Below are 25229 nucleotides of genomic sequence, written 5' to 3' on the forward strand. Positions count from 1 at the left end.
TGGTTATTGAAAGCTCTGGGCGCGATCACGCGCCGGAAACCGTAAAAGTCACAATTTAACCTTGCACAACCTTGGCAACTTCGGCTGCGAAATCTTCTTCTTTTTTCTCGATACCTTCGCCAACTTCCATCCGCACATAGCCCGTGATTTCAACGCCGGCCTCTTTGGCAGCTTGCTCAACGGTCAAATCTGGATTGATCACAAAAGCTTGACCCAAAAGCGTCACCTCGGAGAGGAATTTTTTAATGCGACCCGCGATCATTTTTTCAATCACCGCTTCGGGCTTTCCAGATTCGCGCGCTTGTTCGGTTAAAACGTTTTTCTCCCGTTCTAGCAAAACCGGATCTAGATCTTCAGCTCTAAGCGATTGCGGGTTTGCGGCCGCAACATGCATAGCAACTTGCTTTGCAAAAGCTTCGTTGACACCTTTCGTGGCAACGAGAACGCCAATGCGCCCCATACCTTCGGCGGCGCTGCTATGGATATAAGATTGCACGCCGTCGCCCGAGATTTTAGACATCCGGCGCAATGACATATTTTCGCCAATCGTCGCAATCTTATCTGTCAAAATCTCGGTTACGGTTTTTCCACCGATATCGGCTTGCGCCAACGCATCAAGATCTGCCACATTGAGCGCTTTTTGCGCGAATGAGCCGACCATTGTTTGAAATTCAGCGTTTTTACCAACAAAATCGGTCTCAGAGTTCACTTCAACAGCCACGCCCGTGCCGTTCTGAACAGAAACGGCTACCAATCCCTCGGCTGCCACGCGGCCCGATTTCTTTGCCGCTTTGGCAAGGCCTTTGGTGCGCAGCCAATCAACCGCTGCTTCAAAATCGCCTTCAGTTTCTGTCAGGGCTTTCTTTGCGTCCATCATACCTGCGCCTGTCGCGTCGCGCAGTTCTTTTACCATTGATGCTGTGATGGCCATTTGGCTCTCCTCATTTAGCGTCATAAGAAAAGGCAGGATGTCATTCCCCTGCCCTTGGCTTTTAGATCAGCGCTTACGCCTCTGGCGTAGCTGCTTCTGTAGCCGTCTCTGCAGCAGGCGCTTCAGCAGCAGGCTCGGCCTCAACCGCGGCCTCTTCCTGCAACGCCTCTTCCATTTCGCCAAGATCAACCCCGGCGGCACCCAATTGGGCAGACATTCCATCAAGCGCAGCCCGAGAGGCTAAATCGCAATACAGAGCGATAGCTCGAGATGCATCATCATTGCCTGGAATGATGTAATCAACGCCATCTGGGGAACAATTTGTGTCGACAATACCAACCACGGGAATCCCCAGCTTATTGGCTTCTGCAATCGCCAGCGCTTCTTTTTTCACGTCGATCACAAACAACAAATCTGGCACACCGCCCATATCGCGAATACCGCCCAGTGACGCTTGCAATTTGTTTTGCTCGCGCTCAAGTCCAAGCCGTTCTTTCTTGGTAAGACCGTCCATACCGGCCGTAAGCTGCTCGTCAATATTTGCAAGCCGCTTGATTGATTGTGAAACCGTTTGCCAATTGGTCAGCGTGCCGCCCAACCAACGGTGGTTCATGTAATATTGTGCGCATTTCTCGGCCGCTTCGGATATCGGCGCTGCTGCTTGGCGTTTTGTGCCCACAAACAGGATACGCCCGCCGCGCGCAACGGTTTCGCGAATTGCGTTTAAGGCCGCGTCCAGCATCGGCACGGTTTGTGTCAAATCCATAATATGGATGCCATTGCGGGCGCCATAAATGAACTCACCCATACGCGGGTTCCAACGTTGTGTTTGGTGGCCAAAATGTACGCCAGCTTCAAGTAATTGACGCAAAGTAAACTCTGGAAGAGCCATGATTTTTCCTTTCCGGTTTTCGCCTTGACAGAGCTGTAAGAGCGGATGCTCCAACCGGTGGACTTTAAGGATGTATCCCCTAAATGCCCAAACTCCATCTGCGGATTTCGATAGGGGCGCGTTTAAATCAGCTTATCTCTGGGCGCAAGCCTAAAATACAAGGGGTTGTCTTACGCTAAGATGGTACGTTCAATCACCCAATAGGCTCCGATCAAAGCAATCAGGCAAGAGGACGGGATTGAAATATAGGCTCGATACCAAGGTTTATTTCCAAACCACACGCCCAATAATAAAAAAGCACATGCAATTACAGTAAGTTGCCCTATTTCTACGCCAATATTAAAGCCGATCAAAGCCGCTATGAATTGTCCATCCGGCAGCCCAAATTCTTGCAAAACGCTGGCAAAACCGAGCCCGTGCAACAATCCGAATCCAAAGATCAAAGCCGGTCGCCAACGGTGAAGCTTTTGAGAAAAGATATTCTCAACCGCCACAAAAACGATCGAGGCGGCTATCAAAGGTTCAACTATACTGCCTGAAATGGTGACCAAGCCCATCGCACCGGCGGCAAGCGTGACCGTATGGGCCAAAGTAAAGGCCGAAATCTGCCATAAGAGCGCTGAGATTCGCAGGGTGAGAAAGAACAGACCCAAGACAAAAAGAATGTGATCCAGCCCTTTGGGTATAATATGGTCGAACCCGACCGGCACATAAGAGGCCAGCTCGCCCCATGCAGAGCGCTTTTCCAATGCGCCCTGCCCGTTCATCGCGCTGCTGCGTTGCCCATCGCTTAAATATTCGGTTAGACCATTTTCAACGCCCTGCTGGCGCAAAACCAGATTACCCAGCTCAGAATCCCAGGCAAAGCTGACGGCGCTTGGTGAAGCCAGCGATCCGGTTATACGAAGAATACTGAACCGCGGCAGTTCCTGATTTTCTTCGCCAATCACCCTCACCTCGGCAAGCCTCAACGCTAAATCCTGATGTTCCGGCGCGGCCCAAAGATGCAGGCGGGTTTGAATAGAGGGCCAAAATAAGCGCACAGCTTCCGCCAAGGCCTGCGCCTCCAAGGCCCGAAAACGGTCATATTCCGCTACCCGCGCTGACTCATTGGTATCTGTTGTTTCAGAAAGATCTATTTCAGCCAAAACAGCTTCTGCCATCAGGCGTATTTCGATCTCAATCTGGTTGTCCGTGATCGTAATGTCGGCTATCGAAGGGAAAACTTCATGTGCAGAGGCCGAGAATATGCCCAAAAGGTTTAGCAATACTACAGCGATCAGGTTTTTCAATAAATGTAAGGGAGTCTTTGTCATCATGCCTCTTGTTACGTTTTTTGCGTTTTTTGCTGCTCAGCCTTGTCTCGCACATGAACTATGGATTGATGGTCAGAACTTTCAAGCTCAATCTAACGAAACCATTCGCTTGGACTTGCGCAATGGCGAGAACTTTAAAGGGTCTGCGCAGGCTTATTTTAAGTCCCGGATCAAATCGTTTTATTGGTCTTTGAACCAGGAAACCCATCAGGTTGAAGCGCGCATGGGAGATATTCCAGCGTTTTCGGCAACTCCCGGCGAAGATGGGCTGATGGTGGTTGTGTATGAATCCACGCCCAGCAGCCTCACCTATCGTGACTGGGCGAAATTTGATGCGTTTATTCAGCATAAAGATCTTGGACCCATCGAAGAAATGCACGAAGCGCGCGGGTTGTTAAAAACCAATGTGAAAGAAGCGTATCATCGCTATAGTAAGGCTTTGATTGGCATCGGCGCGGCGCAAGGCGTTGATCAACGCTTTGGGCTGGAAACTGAGTTTGTGCTGCTAGGCAATCCCTATCGGGATGACCCGGCGCAGGGGCTTGCTGTTCAAATTCTGTATCGCGATGCACCACGCACGGATGCTCAAATCGAAATATTTGAAAGAGCCTCCGACGGGACTGTAAAGGTGTCTTTGATGCGCAGCAACGCCGAGGGCGTGGCGGTTATAGATATTAAGCCCGGGCACACATATTTGCTGGATGCTGTCTTGCTAAGAGTACCGGATCCCAATACCGCCAACGGGCCGCCCGCCCATTGGGAAAGCCTCTGGGCAGCGGTGACCTTTGCTGTACCCGAAGGGTAGAATGCGATGGAAACGCCTATTATTTGTATCGGGAGTGTCCTTTGGGATGTGATCGGACGTACGCGAACGCATTCCGGATTAGGCGGTGATGTTGCCGGGTTCATAAAAGAGCAAGCTGGGGGCGTGGCATTTAACATCGCCAAACTTTTCAGCCGCAAGGGCTGCGACACCATTATGCTGTCGCATATCGGTAAGGATCCGGCCGGTTGCGCGTTATTAGAGTTGATGGCGGGGCTGGGCATAGACGGAAAATTTGCCTATCGCAGCGCAAATCTTCCTACGGATCGATATATGGCAATCGAAGATGCCACGGGGTTAATTGCAGCGCTAGCAGATGCAAATTCTCTTGAGGCAGCCGGGGAGGCAATATTGCGCCCTTTAAGCGATGGGCGCTTGGGCTCCCCAAACGCTCCTTTTAAGGGAACAATGGTCGTTGATGGCAATCTAACCGAAACCCTATTGGCGCGCATTGCGCAGGATCCCTTGCTCCAACAAGGTGACCTTAGGATATGCTCGGCCTCCCCCGGTAAAGCAACCCGATTAAGGTGTTTTTTAGGGGGCGCTCGGGTCACGATTTACTGTAATAAGCACGAGGCCGAGTTTATCTGCGCTTCAGAATTTGCAACCGCAGCGGATGCCGCACAGGCGATGACGGCGGCTGGCGCCTGGCGCGCTATTGTGACGGATGGCGTCAAGCCCGCTGCCGATGTGCAGCGCGGGCTGCCTTTAATCGTTGCACGCCCTGCCAAGGTGCAGATCAAACAAATAACCGGTGCGGGCGATGTGTTCATGGCGCAGCATATTTTGGCTGAGCTAGACGGCGCGCCGCCTGAGGAGGCCCTAAAGAGCGCCATAGGTGAAGCGCAGAATTTTGTTTCAGGAAAGATATGAAATGCTGAATTGTCAGATTGCACCCAATGTTGCCGAGGCATTAACAAAAAAGACCCCCATCGTTGCGTTGGAAAGTACCATCATCACCCATGGGATGCCTTGGCCACAAAATCTGGATATGGCAAAATCAGTGGAATCATGTGTGCGCGAGGCTGGGGCCACGCCCGCGACAATTGCCGTGATCGATGGTGTTTTGAAAATCGGTTTAAGCGCAAAGGACCTAACGCAATTGGCGCAAACAAAAAATGCCGCCAAATTATCACGGGCCGATTTAGCGCTTTGCATGGCGCAAAAAAAGACTGGAGCAACCACTGTTGCCGCCACGATGATTGCAGCGAATTTTGCAGGCATTTCGGTTTTTGCAACGGGTGGAATTGGCGGCGTCCATCGCGGCGCCGAAAATAGTTTTGATATCTCGGCCGATCTTCGGGAATTGGCGCTTACGCCCGTAACGGTTGTCGCTGCGGGGGCAAAGGCAATATTGGACATTCCAAAAACGCTGGAAGTTTTGGAAACTTATGGCGTTCCAGTCATTTGTTATCGTAGCGATGTATTCCCTGCCTTTTGGTCTGCGAGGTCTTCCTATCCTGCGTCGTTGCGTATGGATGAGGCAAAAGAAATAGCTTTGGCGCATAAAATGCGCGCAGAATTGGGCCTGTCTGGCGGGCAATTGGTGGCCAATCCTATACCATTGGGTGATCAAATTCCCCAAAGCGAAATTGATCCTATGATTGCCCAAGCGCTAACAGAGGCAGCGCAACAAAAAATCACCGCAAAGGCAGTGACACCATTTTTGCTCTCACGCGTTTTTGATCTGACGCAAGGCCGATCTTTGACCGCTAATATTGCTCTGGTGCTGAACAATGCGCGTTTGGCGGCTCAGATTGCACAAAATTTATGACAGAGCCGGTACTGTTTAGAATTGAGGCGTATGAATATTGTGCGCGCGTCTAAGTATGATATGTGTTGGCGCAGGTAAAGGGTTATAGTCATGAGTGATCTTGTAAAACCACCGACCTTGTTAAAAAGGTTTATCTCAGGGTTCAGGAATAGCTTTCTAACCGGGGTTGTCGTCATTGCGCCCGTAGGTTTGACCGTGTGGCTGGTTTGGACAGTGATTGGTTGGATTGATGGCTTCGTTTTGCCCTTTGTCCCTTCACAATATCAACCTGAAGAAATTTTAAAGGCTATCCTAGGCGAGGATGTGCGGGTCAATATCCGTGGTCTTGGCGTTGTGTTCTTTTTGGTCTTCACCACCTTCATCGGCTGGATTGCCAAAGGACTGCTTGGCCGTACCTTCATTCGATCCGCAGAAAACCTCGTGAACCGCATGCCGGTTGTCCGCTCGGTATATTCGGGCGTAAAGCAAATTGCGGAAACCGTGTTTGCGCAAGCCGATAGGTCTTTCGAAAAAGCATGTTTGATCGAATATCCACGGCGCGGCATTTGGGCCATCGGATTTATTTCCACCACAGCGAAAGGTGAGGTTTCAAAACGCGCAGGATCAGGGCAGAAAATGCAATCTATTTTTGTTCCAACAACGCCCAACCCGACCTCAGGCTTTTTGTTATTCTTTCCTGCTGAAGATGTGATCGAATTGGATATGAGCGTTGAGGATGCGGCCAAATTGGTTATCTCAGCCGGGCTTGTCTATCCTGAGGATCTGCCGGTTAAAGAACTAAAAGCCTAATATGAATTCAGTAGGTTGAGCGCCTTGTTTTGATGTCTGAAATTCATTGTTTTTATGAAAATAATAACATTTAGGCTGGCTTGACATGCCAAAACCCTCGGCATATCCAAAGGTATGTTTTTATATATCCGAAATAATAATAAAACAACTTGGTCGCTTTGCGGGGATCTTTGCGTTTTATTTTTGATTTATAAGAAATAAACCCAAAGCGCCCCCGCCAAATAGTGGGGCCTTGGGTAAATTAAGACCTGTCTCACTTAAAACGCCTACGGTGGTGCGCTTCTAAGACATAAGGAGCGAACAAAGTGTTATTTTTAAAACTATATTAAGACTACAAAATCTGTCATATTACGGGCAATCGATAAAGCTTATGCAGCAAGTAAAGCGCGAACGAAACGCTTTGAAGGGCCTTTCAGATGAACAGCTTTCAGATATCGGAAAAACCAAATGCGACGCCTTAAGGGAAATTCAGCAAGGATATCGCATTCCTAAGAACCGTCGCGTTAAGCGGGCTTGAATGTCGTGCTCTGATGATAACCCCCTTTTTGAGCGTTGCGTGAGATGGAGGAACTGAAGCGCGTTACAACGCTGTCCAGCCGCCATCAACGCTTAAGGTCGTGCCGGTGATTTGATCCGCAGCATCAGAACAAAAAAATACGCATGTACCGCCCAATTGTTCAACGCTTGCAAATTGCCGTGAAGGTTGACGCTCCAACATCACTTTTTTAATCACCTCTTCCCGGCTCATATCGTATTTTCTCATCGTATCAGGGATTTGCGCCTCAACCAACGGCGTGAGCACATATCCGGGGCAAATTGCATTGGCGGTGATATTTTCTTCGGCGGTTTCCAAAGCTGTTGTTTTTGTTAACCCAATCACCCCGTGTTTTGCCGCGATATAGGCTGATTTATACGGTGAGGCTGTCAGCCCATGCGCCGATGAAATATTTATGATTCTTCCCCAGCCCGCCTTGCGCATCAAGCCAAGGGCGACAGCCGATGTGTGGAATGCCGCACTGAGATTGATCGCAATAATCTCATCCCATTTTTCAATGGGAAACGTGTCGATCGGAGCCACATGCTGGATACCGGCATTATTGATCAAAATATCACAAGATTGCAGGTTTTCGATCAAAGCTCGGCAGCTTTTGGGGTCGCGCATATCAGCTGAGCAATACCGGGCCTGAACTGAAAACTCGCTGGCCAAAGCATTCGCCAACTGATGATCTTCGGGTTTGCTCGTAAACGAATTCAGAACGATATCTGCGCCCGCCTCTGCCAGTTTACGCGCAATTCCCAAGCCTATTCCCGAGGTTGATCCGGTGATTACGGCGGTTTTTCCCGATAAGTTCATGCCCTGCTCTTACGCCCCTTTCTGCTTTCAAAAAATGCCACACAGTCAGATTACGCGCAACGCGTATTTCTGCGTCGCAGAAAAAATATAAAATTAAAAAAAAACGCCTGCATAAAGCAGGCGCTAAGTCATTGAGGCAGGTTTCATACAGGCAAGAAACCTATCGAGCAGTTCCTTCTGTATAAAGCGTTGTTGAACCCGCTCCAAGCTAAAAATTTGAAAACCACGCTCAGGCAGCATAAGCTGGGCAGGCCACGTGCCTCTCGCCAAAATAGAAAGTATCGCTATGCCCTTGTTTCGCGTCTTCCTCAGCTCTTTGGTTTGGATGTTGCTGATGCCTGCACCAATCCTTTGGGCAGAGGCCAGACCTGCTATCTCTATGTATGGGCAACCGGCTCTACCACCGGATTTTGTGTCCCTACCCTACGCCAACCCAGAGGCTCCTCAGGGTGGAGAGTTGAGAATCGGGGCTGTTGGTGGGTTTGATTCCGTCAATCCGCATATCCTGAAAGGCCGCAGCCCATGGCAATTACGATTTTGGAATTATGAGAGCTTGATGGGCCGTAGTTGGGATGAGCCTTTCACTTTATACGGGCTTTTGGCCGAATCAATCGAGGTTGGCGCGAATCGCGAATGGGTCACATTCACCTTACGGCCAGAGGCAAGGTTCAGCGATGGAAGCCCGGTTACTGTTGAAGATGTGATCTGGTCATACAAGACTTTGGGCGTTGAGGGGCATTGGCGCTACCGAGGTTTATGGTCAAAAATATCCAGCGCTATCGCCACTGGCCCGCGCTCGGTTATGTTCACGTTTTCTGACCCCAATCCCGAATTGGCGCTGTTGGCCGGGATGCGCCCTATTTTGAAAAAAGCGCAATGGCAGGGTCTGGATTTTTCAGCCTCTGGCCTCGATATTATTCCAATCACAACCGCACCTTATCAAATCAGCGCGCTTGAAGCTGGAAAATTTATAGAATTGACGCGCAATCCTGAATATTGGGGCGCTCACTTGCCGTTTCGCAAAGGCACGCAAAATTTTGATCGGCTCAGAATTGATTATTTTGGCGATGCAACCGCAGTTTTTGAGGCCTTCAAGGCCGGTGAGGTGGATATTTTTCGCGAAGGTAATGCCGAAAAATGGGCCACGCAGTTTGATTTTCCCGCCATTGCTTCGGGACGCGTGGTCAAATCGGAAATTCCTCATGCGCGTCCAAGCGGCATGCGCGGTTTGGTGATGAACAGCCGCCGTGCACTATTTTCCGATTGGCGGGTGCGCGATGCGTTTATCCACGCGTTCAATTTCGAATATATAAACGAGGCACAGAATGCGAACCGTCAAGCGCGCATCAGTTCGTATTTTTCCAATTCCTCACTGGCACTGCAACCCGGGGCAGCCCCGGCAAAAGTGGCCCAAATACTGGCCCCATATTCTGAAAAATTGCTGCCAGGAACTCTTGAAGGTATAGCGCTTCCAAAAGGCGATGGCTCTCTGGGCAACCGCAAGAATATGCGCAAAGCGCAATCGCTGCTGGCGCAAGCAGGTTATAAACTGCGCGATGGGGTTTTAATGGATCCTCAAGCAGCCCCAGTCAGATTTGAAATATTGCTGCGTCAGGGCGCCCAAGAATATAAATCTATCCTCGATATTTACAGTCAAGCCTTGGAGCGGCTTGGGATTGAAGCTGAGATTTCGCTTGTTGATGGGGCGCAATACGCAGAGCGCATCCGCGCTTTAGACTTTGACATGACGCCCTATCGGCGCGACCTGTCTTTAAGCCCAGGCAATGAACAAAAACTGTATTGGAGTTCAGAGATGGCTGATGTTGATGGAACGCGTAATCTTATGGGGGTGAAATCGGCAGCATTGGACGCGCTTATTGAAGGGTTGGTGCATGCCAAATCGCAAGATGACGTTCAAACCATCACCAGAGCGATGGATCGGGTGTTAATGGCCGGCCGCTATGTCATTCCAATTTATCATGATGGAGTCAGCCGCATTGCGCATAAAGCCAATTTGAAATACCCTCAAAACCTCCCCCTTTATGGCGATCGGATCGGCTTTCTTCCGGATGTCTGGTGGGTCGAGAAATGACGCGTGTAAAAAGCCTTGACGGGCTGTCATCAGGCCAAAGAGGTTATCCATAAAATGGTTGCATCGTCTTCGCTGGTCGAAATCACATTATGCCCCATCGTGGCATCATAATAGGCACTGTCACCGCGGCGCATTTCCAACGGTTCGTAAAACTCGGTGAATAGTTTTATCACTCCGGTAAGAACATAAAGAAATTCTTCTCCATCATGGCGCACCCAGCCATCAAACTCGTCAATCGAGCGCGCTCTAATCCGCGCATGATAAGGCAGCATTTTCTTTTTGCTCAAGCTTTCAGCCAAGAGCTCATGTTCATAGGTGGTGGTCGGATGCGCCGTGCCCTGCCCCGATTTTGTTGACGCCATCCGACCGTTTATTTGGTTTTTCACCGGCGGCGTAAACAATTGCGGCACAGAAATTTCCAAGCCTACCGCCAGCTTTCGTAATGCCTCATAAGTGGGAGACATCTGACTATTTTCAATTTTTGACAAGGTCGAGCGGGCAAGGCCAGCTTGCTGCGCCGCTTGTTCCAGCGTCCAATTGCGGGCTTTGCGCAATTCGCGCACGCGTGCGCCTAAATTCAACGGTTCAACGGATTCGTCCCCCCCATTCGCGCGGGCGATCCGGATTATTGATTTTGGATCTGTTTCCGACATGATCAAGCCTTCGATTATTTGCCATATACTTGCAAGTTTGAGCAGGGCCTTCTACCACATAAACCTATGGTGTCTTTATATCATAGTGAACAAGCCACGCCCTGTCCTGATTTATTTAACTTGACGGCCTATGTCTTGAACGCAGGAGATGAAACTCCTGAGAAAACAGCGCTTGAAATCATAGATACGGATGGATCTGTTGAAACATGGACGTTTCAGGCTTTAACGCAAGCGATCCGTGGAACCGCAACGGGGCTTCTATCCTTAGGGTTAAAGCCGCAGGATCGGATTCTGATGCGCTTGGGAAACACCATCGATTTTCCGATCACCTTTTTGGCTGCGATATCTGTAAGTCTTATTCCTGTGCCCAGCCCCGCGAAATGGACGCAAAAAGAAGTTGACCACGCTGTTTCGCTGATTTCACCTGCTGCCATTTTGCTGGATCATGAATTGGCGGGGCCCAGCCAATATGATGGACAGATCATCGGCCAAGCAACTTTGGCAACGCTGCGAGATATGGCGCCTTGTGATTATGATCAAGGTGATCCGAATAGATTGGCTTATATCGTGTTTACTTCGGGCACATCAGGACAGCCCCGGGCCGTTATGCATGCGCATCGTGCAATCTGGGCCCGCCAAATGATGATGAAAGACTGGTATCATCTGAAACCATCCGATCGTCTTTTGCATGCGGGGGGCCTGAATTGGACCTTCACCTTGGGCACTGGGTTATTAGACCCCTGGAGCAAGGGGGCAACCGCGTTGGTTTTAAAAAACCCAAATCGGATCGATGGGCTTCCGGCAATATTGCGCACGCGCAAAGTGACGCTCATGGCTGCGGTTCCGGGTGTTTACCGCAAAGTTTTGCAGTTTGATCAGAATCTGCAATTGCCAAATCTGCGCCATTGTTTGTCCGCAGGCGAAAAGCTGCCTCCATTGATTGCTAAAAATTGGCATAAAGCGACCAATACATTTATTTACGAAGCCTATGGAATGTCTGAATGTTCGACATTTATTTCCAATGCACCCCAGCTCAGTTTAAAACAAGGGGCGCTCGGGCGCCCTCAACGCGGGCGTAAACTGGCAATCCTGCCGCTGGATGGGGGGGAACACCCTGTTGCTTATGGCGCAATTGGAATTATTGCCGTGCATCGCGCCGACGCAGGCTTGATGCTTGGGTATTTTGGCGCGCTGCAGGCCACGCAAGCTTGTTTTCGCGGCGATTGGTTTCTTACAGGCGACCTGGCCATCATGGAAAAGGATGGAGCAATCACATATCGCGGACGCGCTGATGATATGATGAATGCGGGCGGTTTTCGGGTGGCGCCTTTAGAGGTTGAAACCGTCATGCAAATGTGTCCGGGGGTTGTAAATATTGCGGTGACATCGATAGAAATCAAGCCAAACAGCTTTGTCATTGCGGGGTTTTATATGGCCGAGGCAGAGCTGGATGGCACCGCATTAGATCGTTTTGCAAAACATCATCTTGCAGCGTATAAATGCCCGAAGACTTATATCCGCTGTAACGCGTTGCCCATGGCCGCCAATGGTAAAATCCAACGTCGAGCCTTGGCCTTAAACTGGAATAACTTGAATGGTTAATTTAGACATTATTTCTGATCCAATTTGCCCATGGTGCTTTATTGGAAAAACAAACCTTGAGAAGGCTTTAGAAGGTAAGCTTAATTTAATTTTTAATATTCGTTGGCATCCGTTTCAACTCAATCCAGAGATGCCGGCGCAGGGGATGGAGCGGCGCACCTATTTGGAAACAAAATTTGGCGGTAAAGAGGCCGCGGTAAAAGCCTATGCGCCCGTGGTTGAGCATGCCGAGATGGCAGGCCTTACATTGAATTTAGAAGCAATATCACATACACCGAATACGCTTGATGCCCATCGTTTGATCCATTGGGCAGGTGTGGAAGAGAAACAAAATGCTGTGGTGGATGCGCTGTTTGAAGCCTATTTTCAAAATGGACAAAATATTGGAGATAGCGAAGTGCTCGCCGATATTGCTGATAGCTGCGGCATGGATGCGGCGGTGGTCTTGAAACTTTTGAACTCAGAGGCTGACAAAGAGGAAACGCGCGCGCGTGATGCATCTGCACGTGACATGGGGGTGAACTCGGTGCCAACCTTTATCGTTGCGGGTCAACACGCGGTTCCAGGCGCACAACCGGCTGCTTTATGGACGCAAGTGATTGCCGAGCTTCAGGAAAATATCTCTTTAAAAGCAACCACATAATTAGGCCTCTTTGCCAACACGCAGAATTTATGCCTCTGTATTCGTCGGCCCTTATTGTCGAAATCTCTATGTTGCGCAAAGGTAATGTCAAACCTAAAGCCAATCCAAGAGAAAGCCGAATGTGCGTGAAATAACGCGTTCGGCGCGGTTAGTTCGCGTTTCTGGCGATTAACTTTCTTGAAATTCAAACCTGTTACCGTTTAGCCGGGGATCAAGCATATTTGATCAAATCGTACATTTTCAGTATACGCGATTCTGGCCGGTTCTGCCGTCAGATCGCCGAAAAAGCTCCAAAGCGCGGTATGCTAGCCCGTCTTGTCATGAAAATACTTCAAGAAGCCAGTTCACTGCTCTTGAAGAAGATATAAAAAAAGGGAGGCCTATAGCCCCCCTTTTAGTTTCGCCGTTCAAGCTCATCATTTTTACCGCTCGATATCTATATTTTTTTGCCTGTGGCCTGAACGCCGTTCGGGGGCGAGCGCACCCGCCCCTTGTCTCTTAGCTACATCCCGACGTTGCTCCGCAGGTGTTGCACTTCATGCAGGTGCCGTTACGCACCAATGTGTAATTGCCGCAATCTCCACAAGGATCGCCTTCATATCCCTGCATTTTGGCCTTGCTGCGCAAATCCATTTCAGTGGCAATCACGGGTGTGGTTGCTTCTGCTTCAACCAATACCGCGCTAGAAGTAGCCCCCAAACCGACATCAGCCACCTCTGCGGAGCCGCCTTGCAACATGGCTAAATCTTCTGGCAGGCGCTTGCGTAGATAACCAGAGGAACTGATTTTCTTCAGCACTGCTAGTGACTTAGACGCTGCATCTTCTGTGACTTCTTGAATATTTTGGACCGTGTCATCTTGTCCACGCCCCAAATCATCAAAGGCTGCCCCCTCCGGTGCCACATGTGCAAGATCCGTGCGATCCAGATAGCTGACGGCCAATTCCCGGAATATATAATCAAGGATCGACGTTGCATTTTTGATGCTGTCGTTACCCTGCACCATGCCCGCCGGCTCAAATTTCGTAAACGTAAAGGCGTCTACAAATTCTTCCAGCGGCACACCATATTGTAAGCCGACGGATACCGCGATTGCAAAATTATTCATCATAGCGCGGAAGCCGGCGCCTTCTTTATGCATATCGATGAAGATTTCGCCCAAAGCGCCATCAGAATATTCGCCGGTTCTAAGGTAGACTTTGTGCCCGCCGACGATGGCTTTTTGGGTATAACCTTTGCGGCGATGTGGCATCTTTTCGCGATGTGATTTTATAATCTCTTTTACGATGACTTTCTCAACAATTTTTTCAGCAATTACCGCTGCTTTTTCTTGCTGGCTGCCCGTTTCAAGTATTTCCGCGGCCTCATCGTCGTCCTCAACCAGCGCCGCGGCCAAAGGTTGCGAAAGCTTCGATCCATCGCGATATAAAGCGTTTGCCTTTACACCCAATGACCAGCTCAACTCATAGGCCTTCTGACAATCGTCAATCGTAGCATCATTGGGCATGTTGATGGTTTTTGAAATAGCGCCCGAAATAAATGACTGCGCAGCTGCCATCATGTAAATATGGCTATTAACACTTAGAAAACGTTTGCCTTTTTTTCCACATGGGTTGGCGCAATCAAAGATTTTGTAATGCGCTTCTGACAAATGCGGCGCATTCTCGAGCGTCATGGTTCCGCATACATGATCATTTGCAGCGTCAATTTCAGCTTTTGAGAAACCCAAATGACGCAGCAGGTCAAAGCTTGGATCATTCAACTTATCCGCCGGAATGCCTAACACTTTCGTGCAAAAATCAGCGCCAAGCGTCCATTGATTGAACACAAACCGGATATCAAAGGCAGAGGCTAGCGCCGCTTCAATCTTATCCAGCTCGGTTTTTCCAAACCCATGTCCGATTAAGCTCGTATGGTTAATCGCGGGCGCGTTACCAATGCTTCCATGACCCACCGCATATGACACAATCTCTTCTATTTTCGAACTACTATAGCCAAGCTTTTCGAGCGCTCCGGGCACTGAACGGTTGATGATTTTAAAATAACCACCTCCTGCAAGCTTTTTAAACTTTACAAGCGCGAAATCGGGCTCGATGCCGGTGGTATCACAATCCATAACCAGCCCAATCGTGCCCGTGGGCGCAATTACGGTCGTTTGCGCGTTACGATAGCCGTGCTTCTGCCCCAGATCCAACGCTTGATCCCAGCTGTTGCGGGCAAGCTCTACCAGGCTTTGATCCGGGCAATTCGCGGCATCCAGCGGCAACGGTTTTACGTCCAGTTTTTCATACCCATCCACGGCGCTTTGCGCCGCGTTCCGATGATTGCGGATCACGCGCAGCATATGCTCGGCGTTCTTTTTATACCCCGGAAACGCCCCCAATTCACCCGCCATTTCCGCGCTAGTTGCATAGCTTACACCGGTCATTAGCGCGGTCAACGCCCCGCAAAGCGCGCGCCCCTCAGCGCTGTCATAGCCATAGCCCATATTCATGAGCAAACCGCCAATATTGGCATACCCCAAACCAAGCGTTCTAAAATCATAAGACCGCTGCGCAATCTCTTTTGATGGGAACTGCGCCATCATCACAGATATTTCGAGCGTCACCGTCCAAAGCCGCGTGGCGTGCATGTAATCGGCAGATTGGAATTTTCCGTCCTTTAAGAAGGTTAATAAATTCATAGAGGCCAAGTTACAGGCCGTATCATCTAAAAACATATATTCTGAACACGGGTTAGAGCCGCGGATTTCACCATCTTCGGGGCATGTATGCCAAGCGTTTACCGTATCGTGATATTGAATGCCCGGATCGGCGCAGGCCCAAGCCGCATGTCCAACATCTTGCCACAACTTCCGGGCTTTGATGGTTTTGGCGACCGATCCATCTGTACGACGTAGCAATTCCCAATCCGCATCGTTTTCTACAGCCTTCAGAAACGCATCCGTTACGCGAATTGAGTTATTCGAGTTTTGACCCGACACAGAGGCATAGGCCTCGCTGTCCCAATCTGTATCATAGGTTGGGAATTCAATGCTATCATAGCCTTGCTTGGCGTAATCCAAAACCCGCTTCACATATGTTTCCGGGATAGCAACTTTCTTTGCCGCCCGAATTGCCGATTTCAAAGAAGTGTTCTTGCTTGGATCTACCGAATCTTCGCTGCTGCCATCCCAAGCTCGGATTGCGGCAAATATTTCATTCAGCTTGGCCTCATGCATTTTGCTGCCCGCGACTATACTGGCAACCTTTTGTTCTTCTTTCACTTTCCAATTGATGAAATTTTCAATATCGGGATGATCCGCGTCACAAATCACCATTTTGGCGGCTCTGCGCGTTGTGCCGCCCGATTTTATCGCCCCAGCGGCGCGGTCGCCAATTTTTAAAAAGCCCATCAGGCCGGATGATTTTCCACCCCCAGAAAGCGGCTCTCCATCGCCGCGCAATGAGCTAAAGTTAGTGCCAGTGCCGGATCCGTATTTGAACAGACGCGCCTCACGCACCCACAGATCCATAATACCACCCTCATTCACTAAATCATCTGAGACTGATTGAATAAAGCAAGCGTGCGGTTGCGGATGCTCATAAGCAGATTTAGATTTTACAAGCTTGCCGGTTTTGTAATCCACGTAATGGTGACCCTGGCTTGGACCATCAATACCATAAGCCCAATGCAGGCCTGTATTGAACCATTGTGGACTGTTGGGTGCAGCACGCTGGGTCGCCAGCATATGGCACATTTCGTCGTAATAGGCACGTGCGTCCTCTTCGGTTGAAAAATAGCCGCCCTTCCAGCCCCAATACGCCCAGGCGCCGGCTAACCGGTTAAACACCTGTTTGGATGACGTTTCGCCCGTGATCGGCGTTGAGGGTGATGCCGCGACCGAGCGCCAAAGAAACTCGGGCACGCCTGCCTCCTTAACGCGCTTCAATTCGGTCGGCACGCCCGCTTTGCGAAAATATTTCTGCGCAATCACATCGCTTGCAACCTGCGACCATGTCGCTGGCACTTCAATATTCTCAAGCGAAAAAACAACCGTACCGTCGGGATTTTTGATTTCTGAGGATGTGGTGACAAACTCAAGCCCCGCATACGCGTCGGCCGATTTTTTCGTAAAATTGCGTTCAATTTTCATCTTAACGTGCCTCTTTTTATACTCGCCGATTCCCGGCTGTTTGGCGCAACGACCACATAAGCCCCAACGCATGTTTCCAATGGTTCAACAATCGTTTCTTTTTACCGAATGGCCCTCCGCAAACACCACATCTTGTGTCACGCGGGTCAATCCGCACAAATTGGCGTATATGAGTGGGGTTGGTCAATCGGTTTTTTTAAAAATTTTCAAATAATTTCGCTTGACTTCACAGTCTTAAATTTTTTTGAAATCTCAACTTACAAGTTATGCCTGAGGCCCGAAAATTTTTGGGTTTGCCATTGGTTAAAAAAAACTGAATTTTTTTGGAAGGTTAGCAGAAGAACTTGAGCTTTATGGAAACATTTAAATCGATAACCCGCCGATTCATCTTGGGCGATATGTCAGGCAAAATACCAAAGCAGGATCTCAAACTTATCCAATAACTTTCGATGCAGTTCGGTCACGGCGCTTAAACTGTTTTCTTTCTCAATCCGCATATGCTTTTAATTTAAGCAATTTTTTTGCATTAAATTTAATAGCATGCGCCCAAGTATTAGGGCTATCTATACAGATTGAGACCTGTCAAAAATGTCTGAATATGAACTTTCTCTTAATGTTTGCTTGGCTGCGCACTTGTGTTGAAAAGAGTTTTTTGTGAAATAGGCGGCTTGCATGCACCTGTTTTAAATTCGTGTTACCCTATCTGATCTGAAAATTTTGAATATGAGACCGCGGAGAAGAACGATGCGCTGCGCCGAACTCTTCAAGGATGCAATTTTATGATCCACGCGCGCGCATGAAACGTGATTCTGAGACGGGGTGCCAAGGCTTATGCAAACCGCGATGCGCGACAGAACGAGTAATTGCATCTGAAACGAGTATCATTTCCCGCAGTTTAAGATTAAATCTGCTGCTTTTTCAGCAATCATGATGGTTGGAGCGTTGGTATTTCCGCTTGTAATACAAGGCATTGCGCTGGCATCGACCACTCTTAAACCTTCTATGCCACGAAGTTGTAGTTTTTCGGTCAAGGGCGCCGTTGCATCTTGCCCCATGCGTACGCTGGATGTTGGATGAAAAATCGTTGTGCCAATATCTCCCGCCGCCTGAATCAGGTCGCGATCCGTTTGCGCTTGCGGCCCTGGTTTATATTCTTTCGGCTGATATTGTTCTAAGGCGGGTTGCGCCATTATCTTTCGCGTCAGATTAATCGCATCCTTTGCCACCAATCGATCGCCTTCGCTGGACAAAAAATTCGGAGATATTTGAGGGGCATCAAAAGGGTTTGAGCTGGCAAGCCGCACCTCTCCGCGGCTTTCAGGCCGCAAATGACAAACAGAAGCGGTTATTGCGGGGAAATCATGCAGCGGTTCACCAAAAGCATCTAACGACAAAGGCTGCACATGGTATTCTAAATCTGCCGTTGCCACATCGGGGCGTGATTTTGCAAAAGCCCCCAATTGAGAGGGCGCCATCGACATGGGTCCGGACCGTTTGAGCAAATATTCACCAGCGATTTTGGCTTTTCCAAAAACTGAATTGGCCAAAGTGTTAAGGGTTTTTGCTCCCGTTAACCGCCATGAACAGCGCAACTGCAGGTGATCTTGCAGATTTGCGCCAATTTCGGGACTATGTTGAAGCACTTCAACGCCATGCGCTTGTAGATGCTGCGCGGGCCCTATTCCCGATAATTGCAAAAGATGCGGAGATCCGATAGCCCCCGCGCACAGAATGACTTCCGCCCTTGCATAGGCCGTTTTTGAAGTGGCGCCTTGTTGATACTCTACCCCAACCGCATGGTTTTGTTTCACAATCACGCGCCGGGTTTGGGCATGCGTTTTTAAATATAAATTATTTTTGTTTTTAATCGTTCTAAGAAAAGAACCTGCCGTATTTGACCGCCAGCCGGAACGTTGATTTACTTTGAAATATCCGACCCCTTCATTATCACCTGTGTTGAAATCATCCACCGGCGGAATGCCTGCGCTTATCGCAGCCCGACGCCAATCATCCAACACTGGCCAATGCAGCCTTTGCCGCTCAACGCGCCATTCACCGTCCGCCCCGTGATATTCAGATGCGCCATCTACATAATCTTCGGATTTTTTAAAATAAGGCAGCACATCATCCCAACCCCAGCCCACAAGGCCTAATTGTCGCCAGTGATCATAATCCGCGGCCTGCCCGCGCAAATAGAGCATTCCGTTTATAGAGCTGCAACCACCTAATATTTTTCCCCGTGGGTATAACAAGCTGCGATTGTTCAAACCGATCTGTGGTTGTGTTTTAAACTGCCAATCTGTGCGTGGATTATCGATGCAATATAAATAACCTATTGGTATATGCACCCAGTGATAATTATCACGTCCCCCCGCCTCTAACAGCAATGTTTTATGACCCGCCTCGACCAAACGCTTCGCCAAAACACAGCCCGCGCTGCCCGCCCCAACAATAATATAATCAAATTCCATAAACGCTATTAAACCCTATTTTCTAATCGAGGTGTTACTTTTTTGAACGCTGGTTTAATAAGTCTGCACAAAAAGATCCCTACCCTGGAACGGCGATTGCACGCAAAATTTAAAAGGTATTGCTGCGCTTTGCCTATACTTCTTTACTTACTCACGCCATCTCGCTGAAAAGCGCTGCGTTAAGAAAACTTATGAAAGCGCACCATACTTTAGCTCTTAAAGTTGTTAACGTATTGAAGGATAAATTTGCAAAAGCCTATTGCGTAAAAACTAACCGTATGAAATCGACTCCAGATTAATATGGACGGTTTTGTTTATTTAAGGCTCTGCAAAAAAAAAGATAAAACGCGCAGCGTGGGGAATCAAAAAACACTTACATTCGTATTTAAAATAGCAAGTTTATGCTTCTGGACTAATTCCTTAGAAAGGATATGAAAGCGTGGTGGATTAAGTTAATCAGCAACCCCGCAAAGCATAAAAGGTTTAATTGAAATGGTACATCGTATTTTGATTTTGGGCGGCGGCTTCGCTGGATTATACGCTGCTCGAAATCTGCAACGGTTAATGGGCAAAGAAGCCGCGATCGAAGTTGTAAATCGTGAGAATTATTTTGTGTTCCAACCTTTGCTACCCGAGGTGGCCGGCGGCGCGATTTCCGCGGTAAATGCAGTTTCGCCTTTGCGCTTTCTTACCCGGAAAATTTTCATACGAAAAGCCGAGGTTGATAGTATCAACCCAGAGGCGCAAACGGTAACCGTTTTTCAAGGAGTGCAGCGTCGACCTACGGTTTTGGAGTATGATCACCTGATTATTGCGCTTGGGTCTGGAAGCGATTTATCTCGCACACCCGGCCTGAACGAACACGCCTTCACGATGAAAACGCTCAGCGATGCGCGGCGTTTAAGGGCGCATGTGATTGAGCGGCTGGAACATGCCGATATCACGCGCCTTCCCGAGGTGAAGAAAGGTGCCCTTACCTTCACCGTGATCGGAGGGGGGTTTTCAGGAATTGAAACCGTGGGTGAGATAAAAGAATTGATCGATCGTTCTTTACGCTACTATCCAAATATAAAAGCCTCAGAAATACGCGTTGTCGTGTTAGAATTTGCCGATCGTATCTTGAATGAAATGCCCGAAAGCCTTGCCGCCTATGCGCAGAGCAAATTAAACCAGCGGGGCATTGAAGTGCAGTTGGGCGTTGGTGTCGCAGAAGCAACGGGGACGCAGCTAGTCACCACAACCGGAGAGGTAATAGAAACGCGCACCATCGTGGCCACAATTGGCAATACGCCGCCCCCCGTGGTTGCAACGATGCCTTTAACGCTTAAGCAGGGGCGAATCTTGGTTCGGCGTGATTTTCGTGCAGATGGGTTTGAAAACATTTGGGCGATAGGGGATTGTGCGTTAATACCAATGACCGAAACGGCCTCAGACCGCGAAGATTTCGCCCCTCCAACAGCCCAATTTGCCGTGCGAGAGGCAAAGCATTTAGCGCGAAATGTTGTTGCAACCCTTCAAAATCGGAGTTTGAAGAATTTTCATTACAGTTCAAAAGGATCGCTGGCCTCGCTTGGCGCCGGGCGCGGTGTTGCGGAAGTTTATGGTATCAAGTTGACCGGTCGTTTGGCGTGGCTGTTATGGCGAGTCTATTACATTTCGTTTCTCCCTGGTATGCAAACCCGCATCTCTGTGCTTTGGAATTGGCTGATGGACGGGTTTTCCCCCCGCTCAGTGGTTCAGATTAATTCAGAAAAACCGCAAGATGCGCGATATGTCTTATACCGCGCAGGTGATCGAATTTACGAAAATGGCGCGCGCTCTGATGGGTTTTACACGATCGCTAGCGGCAGCGTCGAAATTACTGGCATAGATCCCGTAACCGGGGAAGAGACATCACGCGTTCTTAACGCGGGTGATCACTTTGGGGAACGCTTGCTTATTGGCGCAACGCGGCGGATTGCCACCGCGGTTGCGGTCGAAGACACAAAGGTTTTGGTCTTAACGCGCGATGAGTTTTTGAAGCTTGCTGAGGGTCTTCCCTTCTTTCGCACATATTTCGAAACCCATTTACGAAACTCGGGGCTTGGAAGCATCGAGGCAGAAAACCACGATAAAGCTTAATAATTGTTGGAAATACTGGATTAGCTTTTCAAACAGACGTTCATGCGGCGCACTTGTAAGGAAACATCTGAACGTGCACCAAACTTGCTCAACCCGGCTATGACATACATGATCAGTCAAACCTGCAGTGTCAAAAATAAAATGCGTTAACCAATCAGCGCCTGCCCCAGAACCGCGCCGCGTATAAAACACTTAGCCCGGCCGTTGACAGCAATCCGCAACTGTTGCTTTCTACCCATCTCATCACTTGCTTCAAAAAGGTATTTTCATGTCTCAACAATTTGCGCGCTTTCCAAGCCTATCGGGAAAAACAGCTTTTATGACAGGCGGGGCCTCCGGGATTGGCGCCGAGATTGTTAAGGCCTTTTCCGATCAAGGCGCGAAGGTTGGGTTTTTAGATCTCGATCAGACAGGTAGCGCAGAATTGGCTGAAAAGCTCGGCCCGAATGTCACGTTTGAAATTTGTGACCTGCGCGATATTACCGCGCTCAAGTCGGCCTTGGATGCGTTGATTGGCCGGATTGGCAATGCCGATGTGGTGGTGAACAATGCTGCAAGAGATGACCGGCATGATTGGCAGGATGTCACGGTTGAGTATTGGGACGAACGCATGGCTACAAATTTACGTCACCAATTCTTTACCTTACAACACCTTGCGCCAGGAATGATCGAACGCGGTGGCGGGTCTATTATAAATATCGGCTCGAATTCATGGTGGGAGGCAGGGGGCGGTTTTCCAGCCTATGCGACCGCAAAATCGGCCGTGCATGGCCTGACCCGTACGATGGCGCGTGATTTGGGAAAACACCGCATTCGCGTCAATACTGTTGTACCAGGCTGGATAATGACCGAGCGCCAAAAAGATCTTTGGGTCACGCCGGAAGGTTTGGAAAATCAGCGCAAAAGGCAATGCCTTCCCGACTTGATCGATCCGGTCTATGTGGCGCGCATGGTCCTCTTTTTGGCGTCAGATGATGCAGCCATGTGCACGGCAAATAACTATATGGTCGAAGCGGGTTCGATCTAACATTGGAGCGTTCATAAGCTGACGTTAAATACGTTTGAATGGCTTTGGCTATTCTGATTGCGCGGCTTCAATTTTTCGCCATTTGGCCACGTTTTTATTATGCTCGGCCAGCGTTTCGGCAAAGGCATGCCCGCCCGTGCCATCGGCAACGAAAAACACCAGATTTGTCGACTCGGGGTTCAAAGCGGCTTCAATACTCGCCTTGCCGGGATTGGCGATCGGCGTCGGGGGCAATCCTTTATTCGTATATGTGTTCCAAGGGGTGTCTTTGCGCAATTCACTGCGACGCAAGCCGCGCCCCAGCACAGCTTGACCTTTTGTAATGCCATAAATCACCGTTGGATCGGTTTGTAGCGGCATGCCTCTGTTCAAACGGTTGATAAACACGCTGGCAACCAGACGCCGCTCGGCAGCCATGGCGGTTTCCTTTTCGATAATTGAGGCAAGTATCAGCGCCTCTTGGGGTGTCGCGAGAGGCAACCCCTCGGCGCGCAGCGCCCAAGCCTCACTCAAATAGCTTTCTTGGGTTTGGCTCATGCGTTGCAGCAGTCCTGTTCTTGTATCTCCTTTGCGCAACTCATAACTGATCGTTGCAAGGCTGCCTTCGGCCGGAATTTCAAGAATATCGCCGGTTAAAATATCGATATTTGATAAGGCTTCGACCACCTGCCAAGAGGTTATGCCCTCGGCCATGGTTAAACGGAAGCGAAGGCCCGGGAGCGCAACCGTCTCTTTGTAGGCTGCTGGCGGCGCTTGTGAAAGGTCAAAACTATCGATTTCTACCAATTTTTGCGTGACGGGATCCATTTCGCGAATTTGAGCTTGCGTTGTATTAATTCCCAATCGGAACACGATTTCAGTACCGCAGGTATTTGCCCCACCACGGGTTACAATATCGGTGATCTCGCGCATTGAAGACCCTTGGGGAATTAAGAAACTGCCTGCTTTTAACTGCGCCGTTTTGTTTTCATACTCACTGCCAATACGAAATATCGCAGGTTGAGACAGGGCACCCATCTCGTCTAATTGCTGCGATAATTTGCGCATGGTTTGACCTCGGTCAACCAGCAAACATTTTGCTTCAGAAAGCGGACCGGCCCCATAATATTGCGCCTGCCCCCAAAGCGCGAGCGCACCGATCAGCAGAAACACCAAGATTAGAAAGGTCAGCGCATTCGACGCCGCGCTTCGCCACATTAGCGGGCTTTACCCAAAAGGAGTGAGGCGTTAGTGCCTCCAAAGCCGAATGAGTTTGAAAGGGCAACGTCAATTTTGCGCGGACGGTTTTCATTCGGCGCCAAATCAACCGCAGTTTCCACCGCGGGATCATCAAGGTTGATGGTTGGGGGCGCCACTTGATCTCGAATTGCCAGAATGGTGAAGATCGCTTCAATGGCGCCTGCAGCCCCTAAAAGGTGGCCAGTGGCGGATTTTGTTGAGCTCATAGTCAAATTTGAAGCTGCCTCACCCATCATGCGTTCTACTGCGGCCAATTCAATCACATCCGCCATTGTCGAAGTGCCATGCGCGTTAATGTAATCAACTGCCTCTGGTTGCAACGCGGCTTTTGACAAAGCAGCGCGCATGGCGCGCTCGCCGCCTTCGCCATCTTCAGACGGGGCGGTAATGTGATAGGCATCCCCAGACAGCCCATAGCCCAAAACTTCGGCGTATATTTTGGCGCCGCGCGCAACAGCGTGTTCATATTCTTCTAGCACAACCACGCCGCTGCCCTCGCCCATCACGAAGCCGTCACGATTGCGATCATACGGGCGCGAGGCTGCTTGTGGATTATCAACATAATTGGTCGAAAGCGCTTTACACGCGTTAAACCCGGCTATTCCGATTTCGGAAATTGCGGCCTCGGCTCCTCCGGCCACCATCACGTCTGCATCATTGGTTTGGATCAACCGGGCGGCATCGCCAATCGCATGCGCTCCCGTGGAGCAGGCGGTCACCACCGAGTGATTTGGGCCTTTAAACCGAAAACGGATACTCACTTGCCCGGAAACAAGGTTGATCAACGCTCCGGGGATAAAAAACGGCGACACACGACGTGGCCCGCGTTCTTTGATTAAGATGGCGGTTTCGGCAATTGAATTAAGCCCACCGATTCCCGATCCGATCATAACTCCGGTGCGCAGACGCCCCGCCTCGTCCTCGGGCATCCAACCAGAATCCTCAACCGCCTCAACAGCGGCAGCTATCCCATATAGGATAAATTCATCTATTTTCCGTTGCTCTTTGCCCGCGAGAACATCATCGGCATTGAAGCTTGCGCCGCTGCCATCGCCTAGCGGCACTTCGCAGGCATATTTCGTTGCAACCTGCTCAGCGTCAAAGCGCGTGATGAGGCCCGCGCCAGATTGCCCGGCCAATATGCGTGACCACGTGGCCTCGACGCCATTCGCCAATGGCGTTACCATTCCAAGACCTGTGACAACCACTCGACGCATCAGCCCGTCCTTCTAATCTAATTATTTCACCTGCAACCTCAGGGTCTGTAAATACGTCTATTTGTTAGAAATCACAAGAATTAGGACTTCGGATTTGTAACAAAAAAAGCCCCTGCCATTATAGACAGAGGCCGTATTCAGCATTTACGGG

General features: G+C 49.6%; 19 protein-coding genes. 10 read left to right on the forward strand and 9 right to left on the reverse strand.

Annotation, left to right across the window (positions count from 1 at the left end):
- Positions 1 to 55 precede the first annotated feature (55 nt).
- The 3 genes from GN241_08775 to GN241_08785 form a co-directional block, all read right to left on the reverse strand.
- Positions 56 to 931: an elongation factor Ts gene (locus tag GN241_08775; protein XAT57450.1), complete on the reverse strand. Its 876-nt coding sequence runs from the start codon at positions 929 to 931 to the stop codon at positions 56 to 58.
- A 73-nt stretch (positions 932 to 1004) separates the two neighbouring features.
- On the reverse strand, positions 1005 to 1823 hold the full coding sequence (gene rpsB, locus GN241_08780; GenBank protein XAT57451.1) for a 30S ribosomal protein S2: 819 nt from the start codon (positions 1821 to 1823) through the stop codon (positions 1005 to 1007).
- Positions 1824 to 1993: 170 nt separating this feature from the next.
- Positions 1994 to 3142, reverse strand: a complete 1149-nt coding sequence (locus GN241_08785) for a HupE/UreJ family protein (protein XAT57452.1) — start codon at positions 3140 to 3142, stop codon at positions 1994 to 1996.
- Between GN241_08785 and GN241_08790 the strand changes: the two genes are divergently transcribed.
- From GN241_08790 to GN241_08810, 5 genes are all read left to right on the forward strand, one after another.
- Positions 3027 to 3944, forward strand: coding sequence for a DUF4198 domain-containing protein (locus GN241_08790; protein XAT57453.1), 918 nt, complete (start codon positions 3027 to 3029; stop codon positions 3942 to 3944). The two genes, GN241_08785 and GN241_08790, sit on opposite strands and share 116 nt — an antisense overlap.
- Positions 3945 to 3950: 6 nt before the next feature.
- Entirely contained in the window at positions 3951 to 4835 is an 885-nt protein-coding gene (locus GN241_08795; protein ID XAT57454.1) for a kinase, read from the forward strand.
- Position 4836: 1 nt separating this feature from the next.
- Entirely contained in the window at positions 4837 to 5736 is a 900-nt protein-coding gene (locus GN241_08800; GenBank protein ID XAT59235.1) for a pseudouridine-5-phosphate glycosidase, read from the forward strand.
- A 90-nt stretch (positions 5737 to 5826) separates the two neighbouring features.
- The gene (locus GN241_08805) at positions 5827 to 6525 is read left to right on the forward strand and encodes a DUF502 domain-containing protein (protein XAT57455.1); all 699 of its coding nucleotides are present in this window, start codon (positions 5827 to 5829) and stop codon (positions 6523 to 6525) included.
- A 370-nt stretch (positions 6526 to 6895) separates the two neighbouring features.
- On the forward strand, positions 6896 to 7042 hold the full coding sequence (locus tag GN241_08810) for a DUF1127 domain-containing protein (GenBank protein ID XAT57456.1): 147 nt from the start codon (positions 6896 to 6898) through the stop codon (positions 7040 to 7042).
- A gap of 63 nt (positions 7043 to 7105) precedes the next feature.
- Here GN241_08810 and GN241_08815 read toward each other — a convergent pair whose 3' ends face one another.
- Positions 7106 to 7879, reverse strand: a complete 774-nt coding sequence (locus tag GN241_08815) for a 3-hydroxybutyrate dehydrogenase (protein XAT57457.1) — start codon at positions 7877 to 7879, stop codon at positions 7106 to 7108.
- Between the two features lie 379 nt (positions 7880 to 8258).
- Between GN241_08815 and GN241_08820 the strand changes: the two genes are divergently transcribed.
- A complete protein-coding gene (locus GN241_08820; protein XAT59236.1) occupies positions 8259 to 9971 on the forward strand; it encodes an ABC transporter substrate-binding protein in 1713 nt (570 codons plus the stop codon).
- Positions 9972 to 10000: 29 nt separating this feature from the next.
- On the opposite strand, the gene GN241_08825 is transcribed toward GN241_08820, so the two are convergent.
- The gene (locus GN241_08825; GenBank protein ID XAT57458.1) at positions 10001 to 10624 is read right to left on the reverse strand and encodes a helix-turn-helix domain-containing protein; all 624 of its coding nucleotides are present in this window, start codon (positions 10622 to 10624) and stop codon (positions 10001 to 10003) included.
- A 66-nt stretch (positions 10625 to 10690) separates the two neighbouring features.
- Between GN241_08825 and GN241_08830 the strand changes: the two genes are divergently transcribed.
- Both GN241_08830 and GN241_08835 read left to right on the forward strand, forming a co-directional pair.
- Positions 10691 to 12226 (forward strand): AMP-binding protein, encoded by a 1536-nt coding sequence (locus tag GN241_08830; protein ID XAT57459.1) that lies wholly within the window; start codon positions 10691 to 10693, stop codon positions 12224 to 12226.
- Positions 12219 to 12869 carry a thioredoxin domain-containing protein gene (locus GN241_08835; protein ID XAT57460.1) on the forward strand — a complete coding sequence of 217 codons (651 nt, stop codon included), beginning with the start codon at positions 12219 to 12221 and terminating at the stop codon, positions 12867 to 12869. Before GN241_08830 ends, GN241_08835 begins: the two co-directional genes overlap by 8 nt.
- Before the next feature lie 498 nt (positions 12870 to 13367).
- Here GN241_08835 and GN241_08840 read toward each other — a convergent pair whose 3' ends face one another.
- Positions 13368 to 17003 carry a vitamin B12-dependent ribonucleotide reductase gene (locus tag GN241_08840; GenBank protein XAT57461.1) on the reverse strand — a complete coding sequence of 1212 codons (3636 nt, stop codon included), beginning with the start codon at positions 17001 to 17003 and terminating at the stop codon, positions 13368 to 13370.
- Between the two features lie 881 nt (positions 17004 to 17884).
- Positions 17885 to 19474 carry a choline dehydrogenase gene (locus GN241_08845; GenBank protein ID XAT57462.1) on the reverse strand — a complete coding sequence of 530 codons (1590 nt, stop codon included), beginning with the start codon at positions 19472 to 19474 and terminating at the stop codon, positions 17885 to 17887.
- Between the two features lie 492 nt (positions 19475 to 19966).
- Here GN241_08845 and GN241_08850 point away from each other — a divergent pair, with 492 nt between their 5' ends.
- Complete coding sequence (locus GN241_08850) at positions 19967 to 21595, forward strand: cyclic nucleotide-binding domain-containing protein (GenBank protein XAT57463.1); 1629 nt, start codon at positions 19967 to 19969, stop codon at positions 21593 to 21595.
- Between the two features lie 268 nt (positions 21596 to 21863).
- On the forward strand, positions 21864 to 22622 hold the full coding sequence (locus GN241_08855; GenBank protein XAT57464.1) for an SDR family oxidoreductase: 759 nt from the start codon (positions 21864 to 21866) through the stop codon (positions 22620 to 22622).
- Between the two features lie 48 nt (positions 22623 to 22670).
- Here GN241_08855 and mltG read toward each other — a convergent pair whose 3' ends face one another.
- Entirely contained in the window at positions 22671 to 23819 is a 1149-nt protein-coding gene (gene mltG, locus GN241_08860) for an endolytic transglycosylase MltG (GenBank protein ID XAT57465.1), read from the reverse strand.
- Positions 23819 to 25078: a beta-ketoacyl-ACP synthase II gene (gene fabF / locus GN241_08865; protein XAT57466.1), complete on the reverse strand. Its 1260-nt coding sequence runs from the start codon at positions 25076 to 25078 to the stop codon at positions 23819 to 23821. Before fabF ends, mltG begins: the two co-directional genes overlap by 1 nt.
- Between the last annotated feature and the right edge of the window lie 151 nt (positions 25079 to 25229).

The sequence above is a fragment of the Rhodobacteraceae bacterium IMCC1335 genome, from assembly GCA_039640495.1.
In the GTDB taxonomy this organism is placed as follows: Bacteria; Pseudomonadota; Alphaproteobacteria; order Rhodobacterales; family Rhodobacteraceae; genus Thalassovivens.

Excerpts from the sequence above, each read along its gene's own strand:
- GN241_08775 (XAT57450.1), bottom strand. The coding sequence starts at position 931 with ATGGCCATCACAGCATCAATGGTAAAAGAACTGCGCGACGCGACAGGC.
- rpsB (XAT57451.1), bottom strand. The coding sequence starts at position 1,823 with ATGGCTCTTCCAGAGTTTACTTTGCGTCAATTACTTGAAGCTGGCGTA.
- GN241_08790 (XAT57453.1), top strand. The coding sequence starts at position 3,027 with ATGTCGGCTATCGAAGGGAAAACTTCATGTGCAGAGGCCGAGAATATG.
- GN241_08785 (XAT57452.1), bottom strand. The coding sequence starts at position 3,142 with ATGATGACAAAGACTCCCTTACATTTATTGAAAAACCTGATCGCTGTA.
- GN241_08795 (XAT57454.1), top strand. The coding sequence starts at position 3,951 with ATGGAAACGCCTATTATTTGTATCGGGAGTGTCCTTTGGGATGTGATC.
- GN241_08800 (XAT59235.1), top strand. The coding sequence starts at position 4,837 with ATGCTGAATTGTCAGATTGCACCCAATGTTGCCGAGGCATTAACAAAA.
- GN241_08805 (XAT57455.1), top strand. The coding sequence starts at position 5,827 with ATGAGTGATCTTGTAAAACCACCGACCTTGTTAAAAAGGTTTATCTCA.
- GN241_08810 (XAT57456.1), top strand. The coding sequence starts at position 6,896 with ATGCAGCAAGTAAAGCGCGAACGAAACGCTTTGAAGGGCCTTTCAGAT.
- GN241_08815 (XAT57457.1), bottom strand. The coding sequence starts at position 7,879 with ATGAACTTATCGGGAAAAACCGCCGTAATCACCGGATCAACCTCGGGA.
- GN241_08820 (XAT59236.1), top strand. The coding sequence starts at position 8,259 with ATGTATGGGCAACCGGCTCTACCACCGGATTTTGTGTCCCTACCCTAC.
- GN241_08825 (XAT57458.1), bottom strand. The coding sequence starts at position 10,624 with ATGTCGGAAACAGATCCAAAATCAATAATCCGGATCGCCCGCGCGAAT.
- GN241_08830 (XAT57459.1), top strand. The coding sequence starts at position 10,691 with ATGGTGTCTTTATATCATAGTGAACAAGCCACGCCCTGTCCTGATTTA.
- GN241_08835 (XAT57460.1), top strand. The coding sequence starts at position 12,219 with ATGGTTAATTTAGACATTATTTCTGATCCAATTTGCCCATGGTGCTTT.
- GN241_08840 (XAT57461.1), bottom strand. The coding sequence starts at position 17,003 with ATGAAAATTGAACGCAATTTTACGAAAAAATCGGCCGACGCGTATGCG.
- GN241_08845 (XAT57462.1), bottom strand. The coding sequence starts at position 19,474 with ATGGAATTTGATTATATTATTGTTGGGGCGGGCAGCGCGGGCTGTGTT.
- GN241_08850 (XAT57463.1), top strand. The coding sequence starts at position 19,967 with ATGGTACATCGTATTTTGATTTTGGGCGGCGGCTTCGCTGGATTATAC.
- GN241_08855 (XAT57464.1), top strand. The coding sequence starts at position 21,864 with ATGTCTCAACAATTTGCGCGCTTTCCAAGCCTATCGGGAAAAACAGCT.
- mltG (XAT57465.1), bottom strand. The coding sequence starts at position 23,819 with ATGTGGCGAAGCGCGGCGTCGAATGCGCTGACCTTTCTAATCTTGGTG.
- fabF (XAT57466.1), bottom strand. The coding sequence starts at position 25,078 with ATGCGTCGAGTGGTTGTCACAGGTCTTGGAATGGTAACGCCATTGGCG.